This window comes from Streptomyces sp. NPDC014656 (assembly GCF_043084305.1).
GTDB lineage: Bacteria > Actinomycetota > Actinomycetes > Streptomycetales > Streptomycetaceae > Streptomyces.
Window position 1 is genome coordinate 306929 of the sequence record NZ_JBIBZN010000001.1, and the last position, 18615, is coordinate 325543.

Genomic DNA, 18615 nt, shown 5'->3' on the forward strand with positions numbered 1-18615 from the left:
CAGCGTGTACTTCGCCGGGGTCGCGGCACCCGTCGCCTTCGGGTGCTTCGCGTACGCGGTGTACGTGCCGTCCGGGGGCGCCGGGCGTCCGCGTGAAGGCGTCCGCGCTCGTGCCGGCCGCGTGCGTGCGGGCGGTGGCCGTAGCCCCGCTCCGCCCCCTCGCGGGGGCCATTACCTTTTCTGCATCAGGGTGACTGAATCCGCCTATAGTCCCCAATAGAATGTGAATTGCGAATCCATGAAATCCATTGCCGATGAACCAATGTGACAGTAAGATCACGGAGGATGACGCCGACCCGGCATCGCATACGAACTTGAGGGGAATCACATGCCCAACCCGTTCGAGGACGACGACGCCACGTATTCGGTACTCGTGAATTCGGAGGGGCAGCACTCGCTCTGGCCCACCGCCATCGAAGTGCCCGCCGGCTGGGAGATCGTGCTTCCCGAGACCAGCCGGGAGGAATGCCTCTCCTACGTGGAGGAGCACTGGACCGACCTGCGGCCGAAGAGCCTGATAGAGGCCACCACTCGCTGACCACGAGAAACAGAGGGACCGCTCGGGAAGAATCCTTCGATGCACGAACGACATGGCGGGCAGCATTCTCACCTTCGATTCCCGGACATCGCCGGCCTGACCGGCCGGCACCCCGAGACGGACGCCCCGGCGGCGGACCGGATCGGCCTGCGGCTCCGCGACGACCTGCCCTTCGAGGCATGGCACTCGGTAGGACGCCAGATCATCGACGTCAGCGAGGCGTCGGCATGGTGGATCGGCGACTGGCTCGTCTTCGGCCAGCGGTGCTACCGCACCCGCTACCGGGAGGCGGTCGCGAGCACCCAGCTCGACTACCAGACCCTGCGCAACTACGCCTGGGTCGCCCGGAAATTCGATCTCGCGCGACGTCGTGCGGAACTGACCTTCCAGCACCATATGGAAGTGGCGGCGCTCCCCCCTGCGGAGCAGGACCACTGGCTGGAATTCGCCGTTAAATTCGGCTGGTCGAGAAATGAACTCAGAAAGCAGATCAAGGCCGCCGGCGAGTCGTCGGAAGGCGCGGAATCACAGCCGGAACCCCAGCCGTATCAATTGCGCCTGGTCCTGAGTCAGGACCGCATTAGGCGTTGGCGGGAAGCGGCCCGCAAGCAGAACATCGATCTGGAGGACTGGATCGCGGACGCCGTGGACAGAGCGGCGTGTTAGACGAACGATTCTCGCCGATTCCCTTACCTGAGAGGCCGGCGTAAGTGCGCACAGAACTCGACGCCAAGGCAGTCGTGTGTTCCATCTCGTCCGATGCACACACCTGGAATCTCGTCTACTTGCAGCTGCTCCTGGAAGACCTCGGGTTCGAGGTGCGGAACCTGGGAGCCTGCACCGACGTGGCCGACCTCGTGGAGGTCTGCCGCACCGAACCGCCGGCGCTCGTCGTGCTCAGCACGGTCAACGGGCACGGTCACATCGAGGGCCCCGCCTACGCGGGAGCGATCGGCTCCCTGCCCGGCCGGGACGGCATCACCATGGTGATCGGCGGAAAACTGGGCGTCGACGGAGCGGGCGGGCAGTACGCCGACGCGCTCCTCGCCGCCGGGTTCGACGGCGTCTTCGGCCCCGGAGAAGCCGAGTTGGCGCGCTTCCGGGCGCGCGTGGCGGCCCTCGCCCGTACCGCCCCCCGCCCCACGCCGGCCCCGGCCCCCACGCGGGCCCCCACACCGGCCCCGACCCCGACCGAGGTCATGTGAACAGCCCACAGCCCGCGGTCAGCACCTTCTCCCGGTACGTGCGGGACTCCGCGCGGGCCGGCGGCGTTCCGGTCGTCCAGCCCCGCATGGGCTTCTCCGATCCCCGCGCCATGCGGCGGGGCCTCGCCGCCGTCCGGGCCCTGGGGTTCCCCACCTGCGGGACCGTCACCCTGGACAGCTACACGAGGGTGGGCGACCACGGGGCCGCCCGCGCGGCCTGCGCCGACGGCACCCCCCTGAACGGCTATCCGATCGTGGCGCACGGGGCGCGGAGCACCCGGGCCGTCCTGGCCGGCCTCGCCGGAGACGACTTCCCCGTCCAGATCCGGCACGGCTCCGCCGCCCCCTTCGACCTCTTCGAGGTGATGCTCGCCTCGGGCGTCCGGGCGAGCGAGGGCGGCCCGGTCTCCTACTGCCTGCCGTACGGCCGGGTGCCCCTGGCGACGGCCGTCGCCGAATGGCAGCGCGCCTGCGAACTCCTCGCCGGGGCGGGCGGCGTCCACATGGAGACCTTCGGCGGCTGCATGCTCGGGCAGCTGTGCCCGCCGAGCCTCCTCGTCGCGCTCTCCCTGCTGGAGGCGGTGTTCTTCCGGCAGCACGGAGTGCGCAGCGTGTCGCTCAGCTACGCCCAGCAGACGTCCCTGGAACAGGACGTCGAGGCCGTCCTCGCCCTGCGCGCCCTCGCCGCGCGGTTCCTCCCCGACGTCGACTGGCACGTCGTCGTCTACACCTACATGGGGCTGTACCCGCACGATCCCGCGAAGGCCGGACACCTGCTGCGGGGCAGCGCCGAACTGGCCGTGCTGACCGGCGCCGAGCGGCTGATCGTGAAGACCCCGGCCGAACACTCCAGGATCCCGACCGTCGCCGAGAACGTGGGCGCGCTGCGGACCGCCGCGGAGCACGCGCGGCGGGTGCGCGCGGACCCCCCGGCGTCACCGCCCGCCGGGCGGGACGCGCCCGCCGGCGTCCTGGCCGAGGCCCTCGCCCTCGTCGAGTCCGTGCTGTCGCTGGACGAACTCGTCGGCACGGCGCTGCTGCGGGCGTTCCGCTCCGGGCTGCTCGACGTGCCGTACTGCATCCACCCGGACAACCGCAACCGCGCCCGCAGCTTCCTCGACCCGGCCGGCCGGCTGCAATGGCGCAGCACCGGCAACATGGCGGTCCGCCCGCATCCCGGCGCGTCCGCGGCCGCCGCCCCGGGGCGGCGCGCCGAGCAGTTCGAGCGGCAGCTGTCGCACTGGAACCGCGCCGAGACCTTCTACAGCCGATCCGGAAAGTCCTCATGATCCCCCTGTCTTTCGCACAGCAGCGCCTGTGGTTCATCGACCAGGTCGACGGACCGACGGCCGCCTACAACATCCCGCTGGCGATGCGCCTGCGGGGGAGCGTCGCCCCGGAGGCCCTGCGGGACGCCCTCACCGACCTGGTCCGGCGCCACGAGAGCCTGCGGACCGTCTTCGCCGAGACGGACGGAGCGCCGCACCAGCGGATCCTGGACGCCGCGACCGTCCTCGTCCCCCTCCCCGTCGAGGAAGCGGACGGGGACGCGGTGCACGGCCTGCTCGTCCGGGAGGCCGCCGTCCCCTTCGACCTGGGCACGGAAATCCCCCTGCGCGCCCGCCTGTTCCGGCTGGGGCCGGACGAGTCCGTCCTGTCCGTGGTCGTCCACCACATCGCGAGCGACGGCTGGTCGACCGGACCGCTGGTACGGGACCTCGGCCGCGCGTACGCCGCCCGCCGCGCGGGAACCGCGCCCGTGTGGGAGGAACTGCCGGTCCAGTACGCGGACTACGCGAGCTGGCAGCGCGACGTGCTCGGCACGGAGGACGACCCGGAGAGCGAACTGGCCCGCCAGTCGGCGTACTGGACCGCCCGGCTCGCCGGGCTGCCCCAGGAGGCGGTCCCCGTCACGGACCGCCCGCGCCCGGCGGAGGGCAGCGGGCGGGGAGCCGGGGTGCCGGTGCGGATCGACGCGGAGCTGCACCGCCGTACGGCCCGCCTCGCCCGGGAGACCCGGTCGACCTCCTTCATGGTGCTGCACGCGGCGCTGGCGGTGCTGCTGCGCGAGTTCGGCGCGGGCGGCGACGTGCCGGTGGGCACGGTCACCTCGGGCCGCACCGACGAGGCGCTGCACGATCTGGTCGGGTTCTTCGTCAACACCCTCGTCCTGCGCGCGGACCTGTCCGGCGAACCCACCTTCCGCGAACTCCTCGGCCGGGTGCGGGAGACCGACCTGGAGGCGTACGCGCACGCGGACCTCCCCTTCGAGCGGCTCGTCGAGATCGTCAACCCGCCCCGGACACTGGGGCTGCACCCGCTGTTCCAGGTGATGCTGTCGGTCCATCAGGACACCGGCCTGGAGTTCCCGCTCGGACCGCTCACCGGGCGGATCGAGCCGGTGGACGTGCCGGTGGCCAAGTTCGACCTGGCGCTCTCGCTGATGGAGCACTCGGACGGCGCGGGCGGGGAGAACGGTGTCGACGGCGAACTCCGCTACTCCACCGACCTGTTCGACCGGTCCACGGCCGAGCGCATGGCCGGCGCGCTGGTGCGGATCCTGGACCGGGCGACGGCCGAACCGGACCTGCCCGTCGGGCGGATCCCTGTCCTCGGCCCCGAGGACAGGGAGCGCGTCCTCGGCTGGGGGCGCGGCCCGGACGCCCCCGAGCCGGACCGCCGCGGCTTCCTCGGCCTGTTCGAGGCACAGGCGCGCCGCACGCCGACCGCCCTGGCGGTGGTCCACGGCCGCGACCGGCTGAGCTACGCGGAACTGGACGAGCGGGCCGACCGGCTGGCCCGGCTGCTCGCCGCCCGGGGCGTGACCGGAGGGCGGTTCGTGGCGCTGGCGCTGCCCCGGGGCGTGGACGCCGTGGCGGCGCTGCTCGGCGTGCTCAAGGCCGGGGCCGCGTACGTCCCCGTCGACCCGGAGTACCCGGCGGACCGCATCGCGTACATGCTGGACGACTCCCGGCCCGCCCTGCTGCTCACCTCGTCCGCCGTGACCGGTCTGCCGGCCGTCCCGGTGCCCGTGCTGCGGCTGGACGACGAGGAGGTCCGGGGCCTGCTGGCCGAGCAGCCGGCCGGGCCGCCCGAGGGGGTCGCGCAGGACCCCCGGAACCCGGCCTACGTGATCTACACCTCGGGTTCGACCGGCCGCCCGAAGGGCGTGGTGATCCCGTGCGGCGCGCTCGCCGACTACGTGAGCTGGTGCGCGCGGGCGTACCCGGGGATGTCCGGCGTGGCGGTGGTCCCCTCGCCGCTGTCGTTCGACCTGACCGTCACCGGTCTGTGCACGCCGCTGACCGTCGGCGGCTGCGTGTGCCTGTCCTCGGTCACCGCGCCGACCGACGACGAGCTCTCCGGTGTGGCGGCCTTCCCGGCCACCTTCCTCAAGGCGACCCCCAGCCACGTCGCGATCCTCGACGAGGCGGAGGCCGGATTCTCCCCCTCGGGAGAACTCCTGCTGGGCGGCGAGTCGCTGAGCACCGAAATGCTGGAGCTCTGGCGGGCCCGAAATCCTAAATCCACCGTCTTCAATGTCTACGGACAGACCGAGACGACGGTGAACTGCACCGAGTACCGGATCGAACCCGGCCGGAAGACACCGCCCGGAGTTCTTCCGGTGGGACGCCCCCAGGCACGGCAGGGCGTGTACGTGCTGAATTCCGCGCTGGAACTCGTTCCGCCGGGCGTCGTCGGCGAAATCCACGTGACGGGGGCCGGGCTCGCGCACGGATATCTGAACCGGCCCGGTCTGACCGCCGAGCGCTTCGTCGCCGATCCTTTCGGCGCACCCGGCGGGCGGATGTACCGCACCGGGGACCTGGGGCGCTGGAACAAGGACGGCGACCTCGAATTCGCGGGGCGGGCCGACCAGCAGGTGAAGATCAACGGTTTCCGGGTCGAACTCGGCGAGATCGAGGCCGTGGTCGCGGGCCACCCCGGCGTCGGCGCCGCCGCCGTCGTCCTCCAGGAGGCGGGGGAGACCCGCCGCCTGGTGGCGTACGCGGTCCCCGCCGAGCCCGGCACCGCGCCCGACCCGGCCGGCCTCCGGGAGCACGCGGCGCGGGCGCTGCCCGCGCACATGGTGCCGGCGGCCGTGGTGATCGTGCCCGAACTGCCGCTCACGCCCAACGGGAAGCTGGACCGCAAGGCCCTGCCGCAGCCCGGCCCCGCGCCCTCCGGGGTGCGCGCGGCGCCGCGCACCCCGGTCGAGGCCGAGCTGTGCGCGCTCTTCGCCGAGGTGCTCGGCACCGGCGGGGTCGGCCCCGACGAGGACTTCTTCGCGCTCGGCGGGCATTCGCTGCTCGGCATCCGGCTGATGCGCGGGATCGGCGAGCGGCTCGGGGCGAGCCTGCGGATCCGCGACCTGTTCGAGGAGCCGACGGCCGCCGGACTGGCCCGCCGGATCGCCGCCGGGCCGCGGCGGGACGCCTTCGACGTGCTGCTGCCCCTGCGCGCCCCGGGCGGCGAGCCGCCGCTGTTCTGCTTCCACCCCGGGGGCGGCGTCGCCTGGTGCTACAGCGGGCTCCTCGGCCGGATCGACCGGGAGGTGCCGGTGTACGGGCTGCAGGCGCGAGGGCTCACCGACCCCTCCGCGCGGCCGGACTCGCTGGAGGCGATGGCGCGGGACTACGCGGAGCGGGTGCGCGCGGTCCAGCCGCACGGGCCGTACCGGCTGCTCGGCTGGTCCTTCGGCGGGCTCGTCGCCCACGCCGTCGCCGCCCTGCTCCAGGAGGCGGGCGAGGAGGTCGGGCTCCTCGCGATGCTGGACACGTTCCCGTCCTCGCGGATCACCGGCGAGAGCGGCCCGGAGGGCCCCGACCCCGCGTCGGCGGACACCCTCCGCCAGCTGCTCGCGGACCTCCGGCAGGCCCGCGAGGAGGGTGCGGAGCCCGCGGCCGTCCGGCGGCGGGTCGACGCGCTGGCCGCCGCGATCGGCGGTCTCGACGGCATCGACGGGGACGAGCTGCCCCGGGTGATCGAGACGATCCTGCACCACCAGGAGCTGCGCGAGGAGCACGTGCCGCCGCGCTTCCGGGGCGACCTGCTCTACTTCACCGCCGGACGCGAGCGGCCCTCCGACGCGCCGACCGCCCGGTGCTGGGAGCCCTTCGTCACCGGCCGCGTCAGGGACGTGCCGCTGGACTGCCTGCACGGCGAGATGATGGGCCCCTCGGTCCTGGACGACGTCGCACCGGTCGTCCAGGAGGCGCTGGGCTCCCGCTGAGACCACGGCCCCGGCACCGGCCCCAGCCCCGGCACCGCTCCGGCCCGGCCCCCGCCCTGAGCCCGCGTCCGGGCTCGGGCCCCGGGGCGAGGGGCGGGGGCCGGGCCGGGCCCGCGGTGCCGCGCGCGGTCAGCGCGCGGTGCCGCTCGGCTCGGCCTCGGTCTCCGCTCCGGCCCCCGTCTCGGCCTCCGCCCCCACCCCCGTCTTCGCTTCCGCTTCCGCTTTCGTCCCCGTCTCCGTCTCGGCCCCGGGAGCAGCGGAGGGCCCGGGGCGCCGCAGTCGGTGCAGCCCGCTCAGCACGGCGCCGGCCACGCCGAGTCCGAGCGTGGCCAGGGTGGCCGCGAGGATGGCGCGGCCCGCGCCCCACCCGGCGACGATCAGCCCGCCGATCCCGATCCCGGCCGGGCCCGAGGTCACCAGGAGCGCGCTCCTGGCCGCGAGCACCTGGGCGAGCCGGTCGCCGCTCACCGTGCGCTGGACGAGGGCGGTCGCGGTGGCGCCGAAGGGCGCGTAGAGCAGGCCGACCGCACCGAAGCAGGGCACGGTCACGGCGACGGGCGCGCCCAGGCCCAGCGGCAGGAGGCCGAGGCCCGCCCCGAGCACGCTCCCGTTGAGGACCACCCAGTGCGGCAGCCGTCCCAGGTGCGAGGCGAGCAGACCGCCGCAGACGGCCCCCGCGCCGAAGGCGGCGAAGTGCCAGGCGAGGACCGACGCGGGCGCCCCCAGGTCGTTGGCGACGTGGATCGGGAGGCCGACCTCGACGGGTCCGTACAGCAGGTAGAAGCCGAAGGACAGTGCCATCACGCCGAGCAGCGCCGGAGTCCGGGCGATGACGCGGAACCCGGACGCCCGGTCCTTCTCCTCTTCCTCCTTCCGGCCGTCCTCCTCGTCCTTCTCGCCCTCTTCGTCCTCCCCCTCCTTCGGCTCCGCCCGTGCGCCGCGGGCCGAGGGGGGCAGCGCGAGCCGGCAGGAGACGGCGAGCACCGCGAAGGTGAGGGCGTCGACCGCGAGCGCCCACAGGGCACCGGTCCACGCGATGAGCAGACCCGCGACGACGGGTCCGAGCAGGATGCCGGTCTGGCTGAGCGTCGAGATGAGCGCGTTCGCCGAGAGGTGCCTGGACCTGGGCAGCGTCTCCGCGACCAGCGTGTAGTAGCCGGCCGAACCCCAGGACTGCAGCAGCGAGGAGACCGCCAGCAGTCCCGCGTACACGCCGATGGACAGGACGTCGAAGAAGGCCGCGACGGGTACGAGGCCGAGCCCGGCCGCCCGCAGCGTCGCGTTCCAGGTGACGAGCTGCGCGCCGCCGCGGCCGCGCATGAACGGCCCGAGCAGGACGGCCCCGGCGGCCCCGGGCAGGGTGTAGGCGCCGACGGCGAGGGCGACCCACAGCCCCTGGTGCTGTCGCGGGGCCAGCTCCAGGGCCAGCCAGCTCACCGCGACGGCGCTCATGCCGTCCCCGAGGAAAGAAACCACGAATCCCGGCCATACCCGCCGCAGTTTCAGGTGCGAAATAACCGGAGCAAAGGGGACGTACCGCTCGACCCACCGCTCTTTTCGAGTCACTGCATTCCTTTCGTCGGAGCCGTTTCTGTCCCGCCGGCGAGACAGCGGACACCGGGCGGACCGCGCCCTCCGTGACCGGCTCCATCAGCCGCATACCATACGGATCCGGCTTCACATAATGGCCTTCGGGGGCCTGCTGAAAATTGCCTTTGGATATGTTTCCCATACCGCTGTTCACGGCGGATGTGTGTCCTGCGATGGGGGGAAAGAAATGAGCCAACTCACTCCAGAACAGCAGAACCTCATCAGGCAGCGCCTGCAGGGAAACGCGGCGGGAACCTTCGGTAAGGCGGCCCCGCCGGCCGCCGTCCCCGCCCCGGGCGGCACGGGCATCGCGTCCTTCGCGCAACGGCAGTTGTGGTTCCTCGAACAATTGATGCCGAAATCCCCCATGCACGTCGTCGACACGCTGTGGTCGATCGACGGCCCCCTCGACGCGGCGGCCCTGCGCGCCGCCCTCGACGCCGTCTGGCAGCGGCACGACGCGCTGCGCGCACGGTTCGAGGAGGAGGGCGAGACCCTCCGGCAGGTCGTCGACGAGCCCCGTCCGCTGCCGCTCAGGACCGTCGACCTCTCCGCGCTGGGCCCGGACGCGGCCCGCGCCGAGGCGGTCCGGCTCGCGGGCGCCGACGCGGCCGAGGGCTTCGACCTGTCGGCCGGCCCCCTGATGCGCGCCGTCCTGTTCACGCTCGCGCCGGACCGGCACGCCCTCATGCTGACCTTCCACCACATCGTGGTCGACGGCTGGTCGATGAGCGTGCTCTGGCACGAACTCAGCTCCTTGTACGAGGCGTTCACCGCCGGAGCCCCCTCGCCACTGGCCCCGCTGCCCCTCCAGCACGCGCGGTTCGCCGAGCGGGAGAAGGAGTGGATGAGCGGCCCGGAGGCGGCCGGCCGGCTGCGCTTCTGGAAGGAGCTGCTCGACGGCGCTCCCGGCGCGCTCGACCTGCGCACCGACCTGCCGCGCCCGCGCACGCTCAGCGGCCGGGCGGGGAAGGTGGAGTTCACCGTCGACGCGGAGGTGGCGGAAGGGCTCCGCCGGCTGGGTCGCGACCACGGCGCCTCCCTCTTCATGGTGCTGCTCGCCGCCTTCGACGCCCTCCTGTCGCGGTACACCGGCAGCACCGACATCGTCACGGGCACCCCGTCCTCGGGCCGCGACCGTCCCGAACTGGAAGGCCTGATCGGCTTCTTCGTCAACCTGCTCCCGCTGCGCGTCTCCTGGACCGGCGACCCGACCTTCCTCGACCTGCTCCGGAAGGTCAGGGACGTCTCGCTCGACGCCTACGCCAACGACGGCGTGCCCTTCGAGCGCATCGTGGAGGAGGTGGCGCCGGCCCGCGACCTCAGCCGCACCCCGCTGTGCCAGATCTGGTTCGACGGCGGGCGCGACCACGGCTTCGAGCAGCCCGCCGGCCTCGACGTGGCGGACCTGGCCCGCGACCGGCACAGCGCCCGCATGGACCTGGAACTGCGCATCGCCACCGGCGAGGGCGAGCTCTCCGGGCACTTCCTCTACAGCACCGACCTGTTCCTGCCCGGGACCGTGGAACGCCTCGCACGCCACCTGCGGACGCTGCTGGGCGCCGTCGCCGCGCACCCCGAGCTCCCGCTGTCCCGCCTGTCGCCCCTCTCCGACGACGAGACGGCCACCCTGATCGAGGACTGGAACGCCACCGACGTCGCCGTGCCGGCCGGCGCCGACCCCGTCGCGGCCTTCGACGCCCACGCGGACCGCGCCCCGGACGCCGTGGCGGTCCGCTGCGGCGCGGAGACCCTCACGTACCGCGAACTCCGGGAGCGGGCCGACGACCTGGCCCACATCCTCCGCTCCAAGGGGATCGGCCCCGAGGACGTCGTGGTGCTCGCCGTGCCGCGCTCGGCGACGACGGTGGCCGGACTGCTCGGCGTCCTCAAGGCCGGGGCGGCCTACGTGCCGCTGGACCTGGACCAGCCGGCCGCCCGGGTGGCCCACATCCTGACGGACTGCCGGGCGACGCTGATCCTCACGACCGCCGACGCGGTGACGGGGCTCCCCGGAACCGGCACGCCGACACTGCTGCTCGACGACGCGGAGACCCCGATCCCCGCCCCGACCCCCGCCCCCGCCCCGACCGCGCCCCGCCCCGTCCCGCCGCCCGCGGCCGACCCGCGGCACCCCGCCTACGTCATCTACACCTCCGGATCGACCGGCCGCCCCAAGGGCGTCGTCATCCCGCGCGACGCCCTGTCGAACCTGCTGGCCTGCGTGGCCGACCGGCTGCGGCCGGGCCCCCGGGACCGCTTCCTCGCGATCACCACCACCGCCTTCGACATCGCGGCCGTGGAACTCCTCCTCCCGCTCGTCAGCGGAGGACAGCTCCTCCTGGCCGAACCGGAGCTGACGAAGGACGCCGGGGCGATCGCGCGCGCCGTCCGGGAACGCGGCGCGACCCTGCTGCAGGCCACGCCCTCGCTCTGGCACGCCCTCGTGGAGGCGGACCCGGAGAGCCTGCGCGGCGTGCGGATGCTCACGGTCGGCGAGGTCCTCCCGGCCGGACTCGGCGCGGCCATGCACGAGTTGTCCGCCGAGGCGACCAACTTCTACGGCCCCACCGAGACCACCGTCTACTCCACGGCGAAGGTCCTGGACGGCACCCCCGGCGCCCCGACCGTGGGCACGCCGCTGTGGAACAACCGCGTGTACGTGCTCGACCGGCACCTGCGGCCCGTCCCGCCCGGAGTCACCGGCGAGCTGTACATCGCGGGCCTCGGCCTGGCCCGCGGCTACCTGGGACGCCCCGGCCTCACCGCGACGCGCTTCGTCGCCGACCCGCACGGAGCGCCGGGCACCCGGATGTACCGCACCGGGGACCTCGCGCGCTGGACCGACGGCGGCGAACTGGAGTGCCTGGGCCGCACCGACCACCAGGTGAAGCTGCGCGGCCACCGGATCGAGCTGGGCGAGATCGAGGCCGCGGCGGCGGCCCACCCGGGCGTGGAGCGGGCGGCCGTACGGCTGCGCACCACCCCCGCCGGCGACCCGGCGCTCGTCGCGTACGTCGTGCCGCGGGCGGACGGCACCGGCCGGGACACCGTCGAGGAGCAGCAGCTCGACGCCTGGCGGACGGTGTACGACGGCCTCTACCGGGACGCCCTGCCGGCGCACGGGACGGCGGTGGAGGACAGCTTCGCGATCTGGACCAGCGTGTACGACGGCGCCCCCATCCCGGAGCCGGAGATGGCCGAGTGGCGCGATTCCACCGTGGACCGGATCCGCGCCCTCGCCCCGCGCAGGGTCCTGGAAATCGGCGCGGGCAACGGCCTGCTGCTGTCCAGGATCGCGCCGCACTGCGAGGAGTACCGCGCCACCGACGTCTCGGCCGACGTGGTGGAGCGGCTGCGGCGGCTCGTCGCCGAGCGCCCGGACCTCACGGACCGGGTCCGGGTGAGCCGGCGGGCCGCGCACGAGCTCGACGGGTTCCCCGAGGGCCACTTCGACACCATCGTCCTCAACTCCGTGGTGCAGTACTTCCCCAGCGCCCGGTACCTCACCGGCGTCCTGGAGGCCCTCGTACCGCTCCTCGCCCCCGGCGGCGCCGTCTTCGTCGGCGACGTGCGCAACGTCCGGCTGCTGCCCACCCTGCGCGCCGCCGTCCGGACCCGCCGGGGCGGCGACCCGGGGACGATCGCGGCCCAAGTGGCCCAGGACCTGGAGCAGGAGCGCGAACTCCTCGTCGACCCGGACTACTTCGCCTCCCTGGCCCCCGCGCTGCCCGGGGTCGGCGGCGTCGACGTCCAGCTGCGCCGCGGCCGGGCGCACAACGAGCTGACCCGCCACCGCTACGACGCGATCCTGTACACCGAGGGCGCGGGCGCCCGGGACCTGGCCGGCGCCGAGGACGTCGCCTGGGACTCGCTCGGCTCGCTCGCGGCCCTGCGCGAACGGCTCACGGCCCGCCTCCCCGGCGAGCTGCGCGTGACCGGCGTCCCCAACGCCCGGCTGGCACAGGAGGCGGCCGCCCTGCGCGCGGTGCGCCCGGACCGGGGCGCGCCGGTCCCCGCCGGTGCCGCCGTCGACCCGGAGGACGTACACGCCCTCGCCGAGGGCCTCGGCCTCCGCGCCGCCGTCACCTGGTCGGGGACCGGTGACGAGCACCGCTTCGACGTGGTCCTCGTCCCCTCCGACGCCCGCCGGGTGACCGGCGCGTACCGGCCCCGGCCGCCCCGCGCCGAAGCACCGGACGGCGTGGACGGGCTCGGCGGATCCGAGCGATCCGACGGACCCGACGGACCCGACGGACCCGACGGACCCGACCGATCCGACCGATCCGACGGACTCGACGGACCCGACCGACTCGACGGACCCGACCGACCCGACCGACTCGTCGGATCCAACCGACCCGACCGATCCGACGGACCCGACCGATCCGACCGGCTCGACGGGCTCGACGGGCTCGACGGGCTCACCAACGACCCCGGACGGAGGCAGCGCGCCACGGAGTTCGCCGCCTCCGTCCGGGCGGCCCTCGCCGCCGCCCTGCCCCCCTACATGGTCCCCGCGGGCATCGAGGTGCTCGACGCCCTGCCGCTCACCCCGAACGGCAAGCTCGACCTCGACGCGCTGCCCGACCCCGCCCTGCCGGACTCCGGCACCGGACGCGGGCCGCGCACCCCGCGCGAGACGGCGCTGTGCGAGATGTTCGCCGAGATCCTCGGGCGGCCGAAGGTGTCGGTGGACGACGACTTCTTCGCGCTCGGCGGCCATTCGCTGCTCGCCACCCGGCTCGTCAGCCGGGTGCGCGCCCGCCTCGGCCTCGACCTGCGCATCCCCGACGTGTTCGACGCGCCCACGGTCGCCGAGCTGGCCGAGCGGCTCGGCCGGGCCAGGCCGTCCCGGCCGGCCCTCCGGCCCGTACGGCGCCCGGACACCGCCTCCCCCCGCCCCGAGAGCGCCCCCGAGAGCGCCCCCCAGAGCACCCCGAAGGCGACGCAGCCGTGACCACGCAGACCTTTCCCTCCCTCTTCGCGGCCGTCGCGGCGGCCCGTCCCGACACCGCGGCCGTACGCGTCGCCGGCACCTCCGTCGGCTACGCGGAGCTCGACCGCGTGTCCAGCCGGCTGGCCCACCGGCTGATCGCGTGCGGCGCGGGACCCGAGACGGTGGTCGCCGTCGAACTCCCGCGCTCCGTACGGTGGGTGCAGACGGTGCTCGCCGTCCTCAAGGCCGGCGCCTGCTACCTGCCGGTGGACCCCGCGCACCCCCCGGAGCGGATCGCGGCCATCCGCTCGACCGCCCGTCCCGCCCTGACCGTCCGGGCGGCGACAGCGGCGACAGCGGCGACAGCGGGCTCGGCGGGAACGGCGCCGGACGTGCTCGTGATCGACCTCGACGCGGACGACGCCGACATCGCCCCCGGCCTCCCCGAGACCGCGCCCACCGACGCGGAGCGGCGCGCCCCGCTGCTGCCCGAGCACCCCGCGTACGTCATCCACACCTCGGGCTCCACGGGCACCCCCAAGGGGGTCCAGGTCACGCACACGGGCCTCGCCGCGCTGCTGTCCACCGCGACCGGACGCGCGGGCATCGGACCGGGAAGCCGGGTGCTGCAGGGCGTCTCGCCCCACTTCGACGTCAGCCTCGGCGACCTCGTCACGGCCCTGCTCAGCGGCGCCACCCTCGTCCTCCCCGAGTCCGGCGGCCAGCCCGTCGGGGCCGAACTCCTCGGCCTGCTCCGGGACCACGCCGTCACCCACCTGGCCACCACGCCCGGCGTCCTCGGCACGCTCGCGGCCACCCGGGTGCCCGGCCCCCTCACCCTGACCATCGGCGGGGAGGCGCTCTCCGTCGAGCTGCTCGCCCAGTGGTCGGCCCACCACCGGGTCCTCATGGCGTACGGGCCCACCGAGGCGACGGTCCAGGTCACCCTGAGCACCGCGGGCGACGAGCCCGTCCCCTCCCTGGGCCGCCCCGGCGACGGCGTCCGCGCCCATGTGCTCGACGCCGCGCTGCGCCCCGTCGCGGACGGCGCCACCGGCGAGCTGTACCTCTCCGGCCCCTGCCTGGCCCGGGGCTACCTCGGCGCCGCCGCGGCCACCGCCGAACGGTTCGTCGCGGACCCCTTCGGCCCCGCCGGAGCCCGCATGTACCGCTCGGGCGACCTGGTGCGGACCCTGCCGGACGGGGCCACGCTCCAGTTCATGGGAAGGACCGACGACCAGGTCAAGATCCGCGGCCACCGCGTCGAGCCCGCCGAGGTGGAGGCGGCCCTCGCCGCGCACCCGGCGGTGCGCCAGGCGTGCGTGGTGGCCCGCGCGACGGCCCCCGGGCAGCGGCAGCTGGTCGCCTACACGGTACCGGCCGGCCCGGACGGTCCCCCCGCGGCCGGGCTGCGGGAGTTCCTGCGCGACCGGCTGCCCGCCGCCATGGTGCCGGGCGCCTTCGTGGAGCTGCCCGCCTTCCCGCTGACCCCCAACGGCAAGGTGGACCGCGCCGCGCTGCCGGAGCCCGCCGCCCGCCGGACCGCGCCGCCCGTGCCGCCGCGCGACGACGCCGAGAAGCGGATGGCCGCGCTGTGGACGGAGGTGCTCGGCGGCATCGAGCTCGGCGTCGACGACGACTTCCTCGAACTCGGCGGCCACTCGCTGCAGGCCGCGCAGATCGTCTCCCGCACCCGCGAGGCGTACGGCGTGGACGTGCCGGTCCGGGGCCTGTTCGACCACCCGACCGTACGCGCCTTCACGGAGTACGTCGCGGGCGCGGGCGGCACCACCGTCCCCGACCTCGCCCCCGCCGCCGGCGAGCCCGTCCTCTCCTTCGCGCAGCGGCGCCTGTGGTTCCTGGACCAGGTCGTCACCGACCCCGCGCTCTACAACGTGCAGGCGCTGTGGCGCATCGGCGGGGACCTGGACGCCACCGCCCTGGAGCGCGCCATCGACGAGGTGTGGCGCCGCCACGACGTGCTGCGCAGCACCTTCGTGAACGAGGGCGGCCTGCCGCGCGTGGTCATCGGCGCCCCCGGCGACCTGCCGCTGACGCGCACGGACCTGTCGGACGCCGCTCCCGGGCGGGCCGGGGCCGAGGTGCGGGCGATCGCCCGGCGCTGCGCGGAGGAACCGTTCGACCTCGCCCGCGGCCCGCTGCTGCGCGCCCGGCTGATCCGCACGGACGCCACGACGCACCATCTGGTCGTGACCTTCCACCACATCGTCGTGGACGGCTGGTCCATGAACGTGTTCTGGGCGGAGGTCTCCGCCCTCTACGACGGCCTGACCGGGGGACGCCCGGTCACGCTGCCCGAACTGCCCGTCCAGTACGGCGACTACGCCGCCTGGCAGCACGCCTGGCTGGACGAGGCCGAGAGCGCCCGGCACCTCGCCTACTGGCGCGGCCGGCTGGACGGGGCACCGGACTCGCTCGACCTGCCCACCGACCGGCCCCGGCCCAAGTCCCTCTCCGGGCGGGGCGCGCAGGTGGACTTCACCGTCCCGGTCGCCGTGGCCGACGGACTGCGCGCGCTGGGACGCGCCCACGGAGCGAGCCTGTTCATGGTGCTGCTCGCCGGGTTCGACACGCTCCTCGGCAAGCACGCCGCGAGCAGCGACATCGTGACGGGCTCGCCCATCTCGGGCCGCGTGCGCCCCGAACTCGACTCGCTCATCGGCTTCTTCGTGAACACGGTCCCGCTGCGGCTGCGCTGGTCCGGCGACCCGCGCTTCACCGAGCTGCTGCGGCAGGCCCGCGAGGTCACCCTGGACGCCTACGCCCACGAGGCGTACCCCTTCGAGCACGTCGTGGCGGAGCTGACCGGCGAGCGCGACCTCAGCCGCAACCCGGTCTTCCAGGTGTGGTTCGACGTCGACAGCGTCGCCGAGCCGACGCTCCCCGGCCGGCTGGAGTGCGCCCCCGTGCCGATACCGGCGCGGGAGGCCCGCTTCGACCTGGAGATGTACCTGGAGGACCGCGACGGCCTGCTGTCGGGACGGCTCGTGCACAGCACGGACCTGTACACCCGGGAGACCGCCGAGGGCCTCGTACGGCAGTTCCTGCGGCTGCTCGCCCGCGTCGCCGAGGACGCCGGCCGGCCGCTGTCGGAACTGTCGGCCCCGGACGACCGCGAGCGCGAGACGCTGCTGGTGGAGTGGAACCGGGACACCGCCGCGGTGCGCACCGGCGGCAGCGTCGTCGACGTCTTCACCGACCAGCTGGCCCGCACCCCCCACCGCACCGCCCTGGCGGACAGCGCCGGCTCCCTGACCTACGCCGGACTGGAGGCCCGGGCCAACCAGGTCGCGCACGCCCTGCGGGCCGGGGGATGCGTCCCCGAGCAGGTGATCGGCGTCTGCATGCCCCGCGGCGTGGACGTGTTCGTGGTCATGCTCGGCATCATGAAGGCGGGCTGCGTCTACCTGCCGCTCGACCCGATCCACCCCGCCGAGCGGCTCCGCCACATGCTGGAGGACGCCGGCGCGGGCCTCGTCGTGCACGCGGCGAGCCTGGCGGAGCGCGTCGCCGGCGGGCCCGCCGAGCTCGTCGAGGCCGGGGAGCTGCTGGCCCGGGCCGGCGGGGCGCCGACGGACCGGCCCGAACGGCGGGCCCTGCCCGACCACCTGTCGCACGTGCTGTTCACCTCCGGCTCCACCGGCCGCCCCAAGGGCATCGGCCTGTGCGACAGCACGCTGGAGAACCTGGTCGGCTGGAAGCTGGCGGACGGACTCGGCCCCCGGCGGGTCGCCCAGCTGTCCTCCCTCGGCTTCGACGTCGCCCTCCAGGAGTTCTACGTGGCGCTCGCGGCGGGCGGCACGCTCACCGTGATCGAGGACTCCGTCCGGGAGGACCTCGACCTGCTGCTCGACGCGCTCGCCGCGCACCGGATCCAGCGCATGTACTCCTCCCCGTCCATGCTCCAGCAGCTCGCCGCGACCTGGGCGCGCCGGGCGGACCGGGAGACGCTGCCGCTGGCCCTGACCGAGGTGATCGTCGGCGGCGAGGCGCTCCGGCTGACCGAGGAGATCCGCGCGTTCCTGGCGGCGCTCGACGGGGCGGTCCTGGAGAACCAGTACGGCCCCGCCGAGACCCACGCCGTCACCCGCCTCACGCTGCGCGGCGACCCCGAGTCGTGGCCGGCCCGCCCCGGGATCGGCACACCGCTGCCCAACGTGGCGGTGTACGTCCTGGACGACCGGCTGCGCCCCGTCCCGGCCGGGGTCCGCGGCGAGGTCTACCTGCGCAGCGCCGCGCTGGCCCGGGGCTACGTCGGGCGCCCCGGCCTGACCGCCTCCCGCTACGTCGCCGACCCGTTCGGCGGCGAGCCGGGCGGCCGGATGTACCGCACCGGTGACGTGGCGCGGTGGACGGCGGACGGACAGCTCGAGTTCGCCGGCCGCACCGACGACCAGGTGAAGATCCGCGGCTTCCGCATCGAGCCGGCCGAGGTGGAGGTCGTCGTCAGCACCCACCCGCGGGTGCAGAACGCGGCCGTCCTCGTCCACCCGGCCCCCGGCGGCGGGCTCCGGCTCACCGCGTACGTCGTGCCGGTGGCGGGCGCCGCAGCCCCGGAACCGAAGGAGCTCAGGGACTTCCTGCGGCGGCTGCTGCCGGACTACATGATCCCGGTGTCGTACGTGCCCCTGGCCGAGCTGCCCCTGAACCCCAACGGCAAGGTGGACCGCAGGGCCCTGCCCGAACCCGGCGAGGAACACGGCGGGAGCGCCGGGCCGGAGGCCTTCGGCTCCCCGCAGGAGGAGGTCGTCGCGGGGATCTGGGCCGAGGTCCTCGCCCGGAGCGCGGTCGGACCGCACGAGAACTTCTTCGACCTGGGCGGCCACTCGCTCTTCGCCACCCAGGTCGTCTCCCGGGTGCGGGAGGCCTTCGGCATCGCGCTGCCCGTCCGCGCCCTCTTCGAGAACCCCACCGTCGCCCTGCTCGCACGGAAGGTCGAGGAGGTGATCACGGCGGAGGTGCTGGGCATGACCGAGCAGGAACTGGCGCGCCACACCGCGACCGGCACCGGACCGGACGGCACCGCCCCCGCCCCGTGACCCCCTCGCCCCTCCGCGCAGACCCGCACGCCCACGTCCCCCACCGGAAGCAG

Annotated in this window: 8 protein-coding genes; 7 read left to right on the forward strand and 1 reads right to left on the reverse strand. The window is 74.5% G+C overall.

Annotated features, from left to right (window positions below; all coding sequences use genetic code 11):
- Positions 1-328: 328 nt before the first annotated feature.
- The 5 genes from ACF1ED_RS01530 (at position 329) to ACF1ED_RS01550 (ending at position 6976) form a co-directional block, all read left to right on the forward strand.
- Positions 329-538, forward strand: a complete 210-nt coding sequence (locus ACF1ED_RS01530; protein WP_391756350.1) for an MbtH family protein — start codon at positions 329-331, stop codon at positions 536-538.
- A gap of 39 nt (positions 539-577) precedes the next feature.
- Positions 578-1204, forward strand: coding sequence for an LmbU family transcriptional regulator (locus tag ACF1ED_RS01535; RefSeq protein WP_391756351.1), 627 nt, complete (start codon positions 578-580; stop codon positions 1202-1204).
- A gap of 119 nt (positions 1205-1323) precedes the next feature.
- A complete protein-coding gene (locus tag ACF1ED_RS01540) occupies positions 1324-1743 on the forward strand; it encodes a cobalamin B12-binding domain-containing protein (protein WP_391756352.1) in 420 nt (139 codons plus the stop codon).
- Positions 1740-3032, forward strand: a complete 1293-nt coding sequence (locus ACF1ED_RS01545) for a methylaspartate mutase (protein ID WP_391756353.1) — start codon at positions 1740-1742, stop codon at positions 3030-3032. Before ACF1ED_RS01540 ends, ACF1ED_RS01545 begins: the two co-directional genes overlap by 4 nt.
- Positions 3029-6976, forward strand: coding sequence for an amino acid adenylation domain-containing protein (locus tag ACF1ED_RS01550; protein WP_391756354.1), 3948 nt, complete (start codon positions 3029-3031; stop codon positions 6974-6976). Before ACF1ED_RS01545 ends, ACF1ED_RS01550 begins: the two co-directional genes overlap by 4 nt.
- A 129-nt stretch (positions 6977-7105) precedes the next feature.
- On the opposite strand, the gene ACF1ED_RS01555 is transcribed toward ACF1ED_RS01550, so the two are convergent.
- Positions 7106-8452 (reverse strand): MFS transporter, encoded by a 1347-nt coding sequence (locus ACF1ED_RS01555; RefSeq protein WP_391756355.1) that lies wholly within the window; start codon positions 8450-8452, stop codon positions 7106-7108.
- A gap of 301 nt (positions 8453-8753) precedes the next feature.
- Between ACF1ED_RS01555 and ACF1ED_RS01560 the strand changes: the two genes are divergently transcribed.
- Positions 8754-13523, forward strand: coding sequence for an amino acid adenylation domain-containing protein (locus tag ACF1ED_RS01560; protein ID WP_391756356.1), 4770 nt, complete (start codon positions 8754-8756; stop codon positions 13521-13523).
- Entirely contained in the window at positions 13520-18562 is a 5043-nt protein-coding gene (locus ACF1ED_RS01565; protein WP_391756357.1) for an amino acid adenylation domain-containing protein, read from the forward strand. The genes ACF1ED_RS01560 and ACF1ED_RS01565 overlap by 4 nt, the downstream gene beginning before the upstream one ends.
- Positions 18563-18615 lie beyond the last annotated feature (53 nt).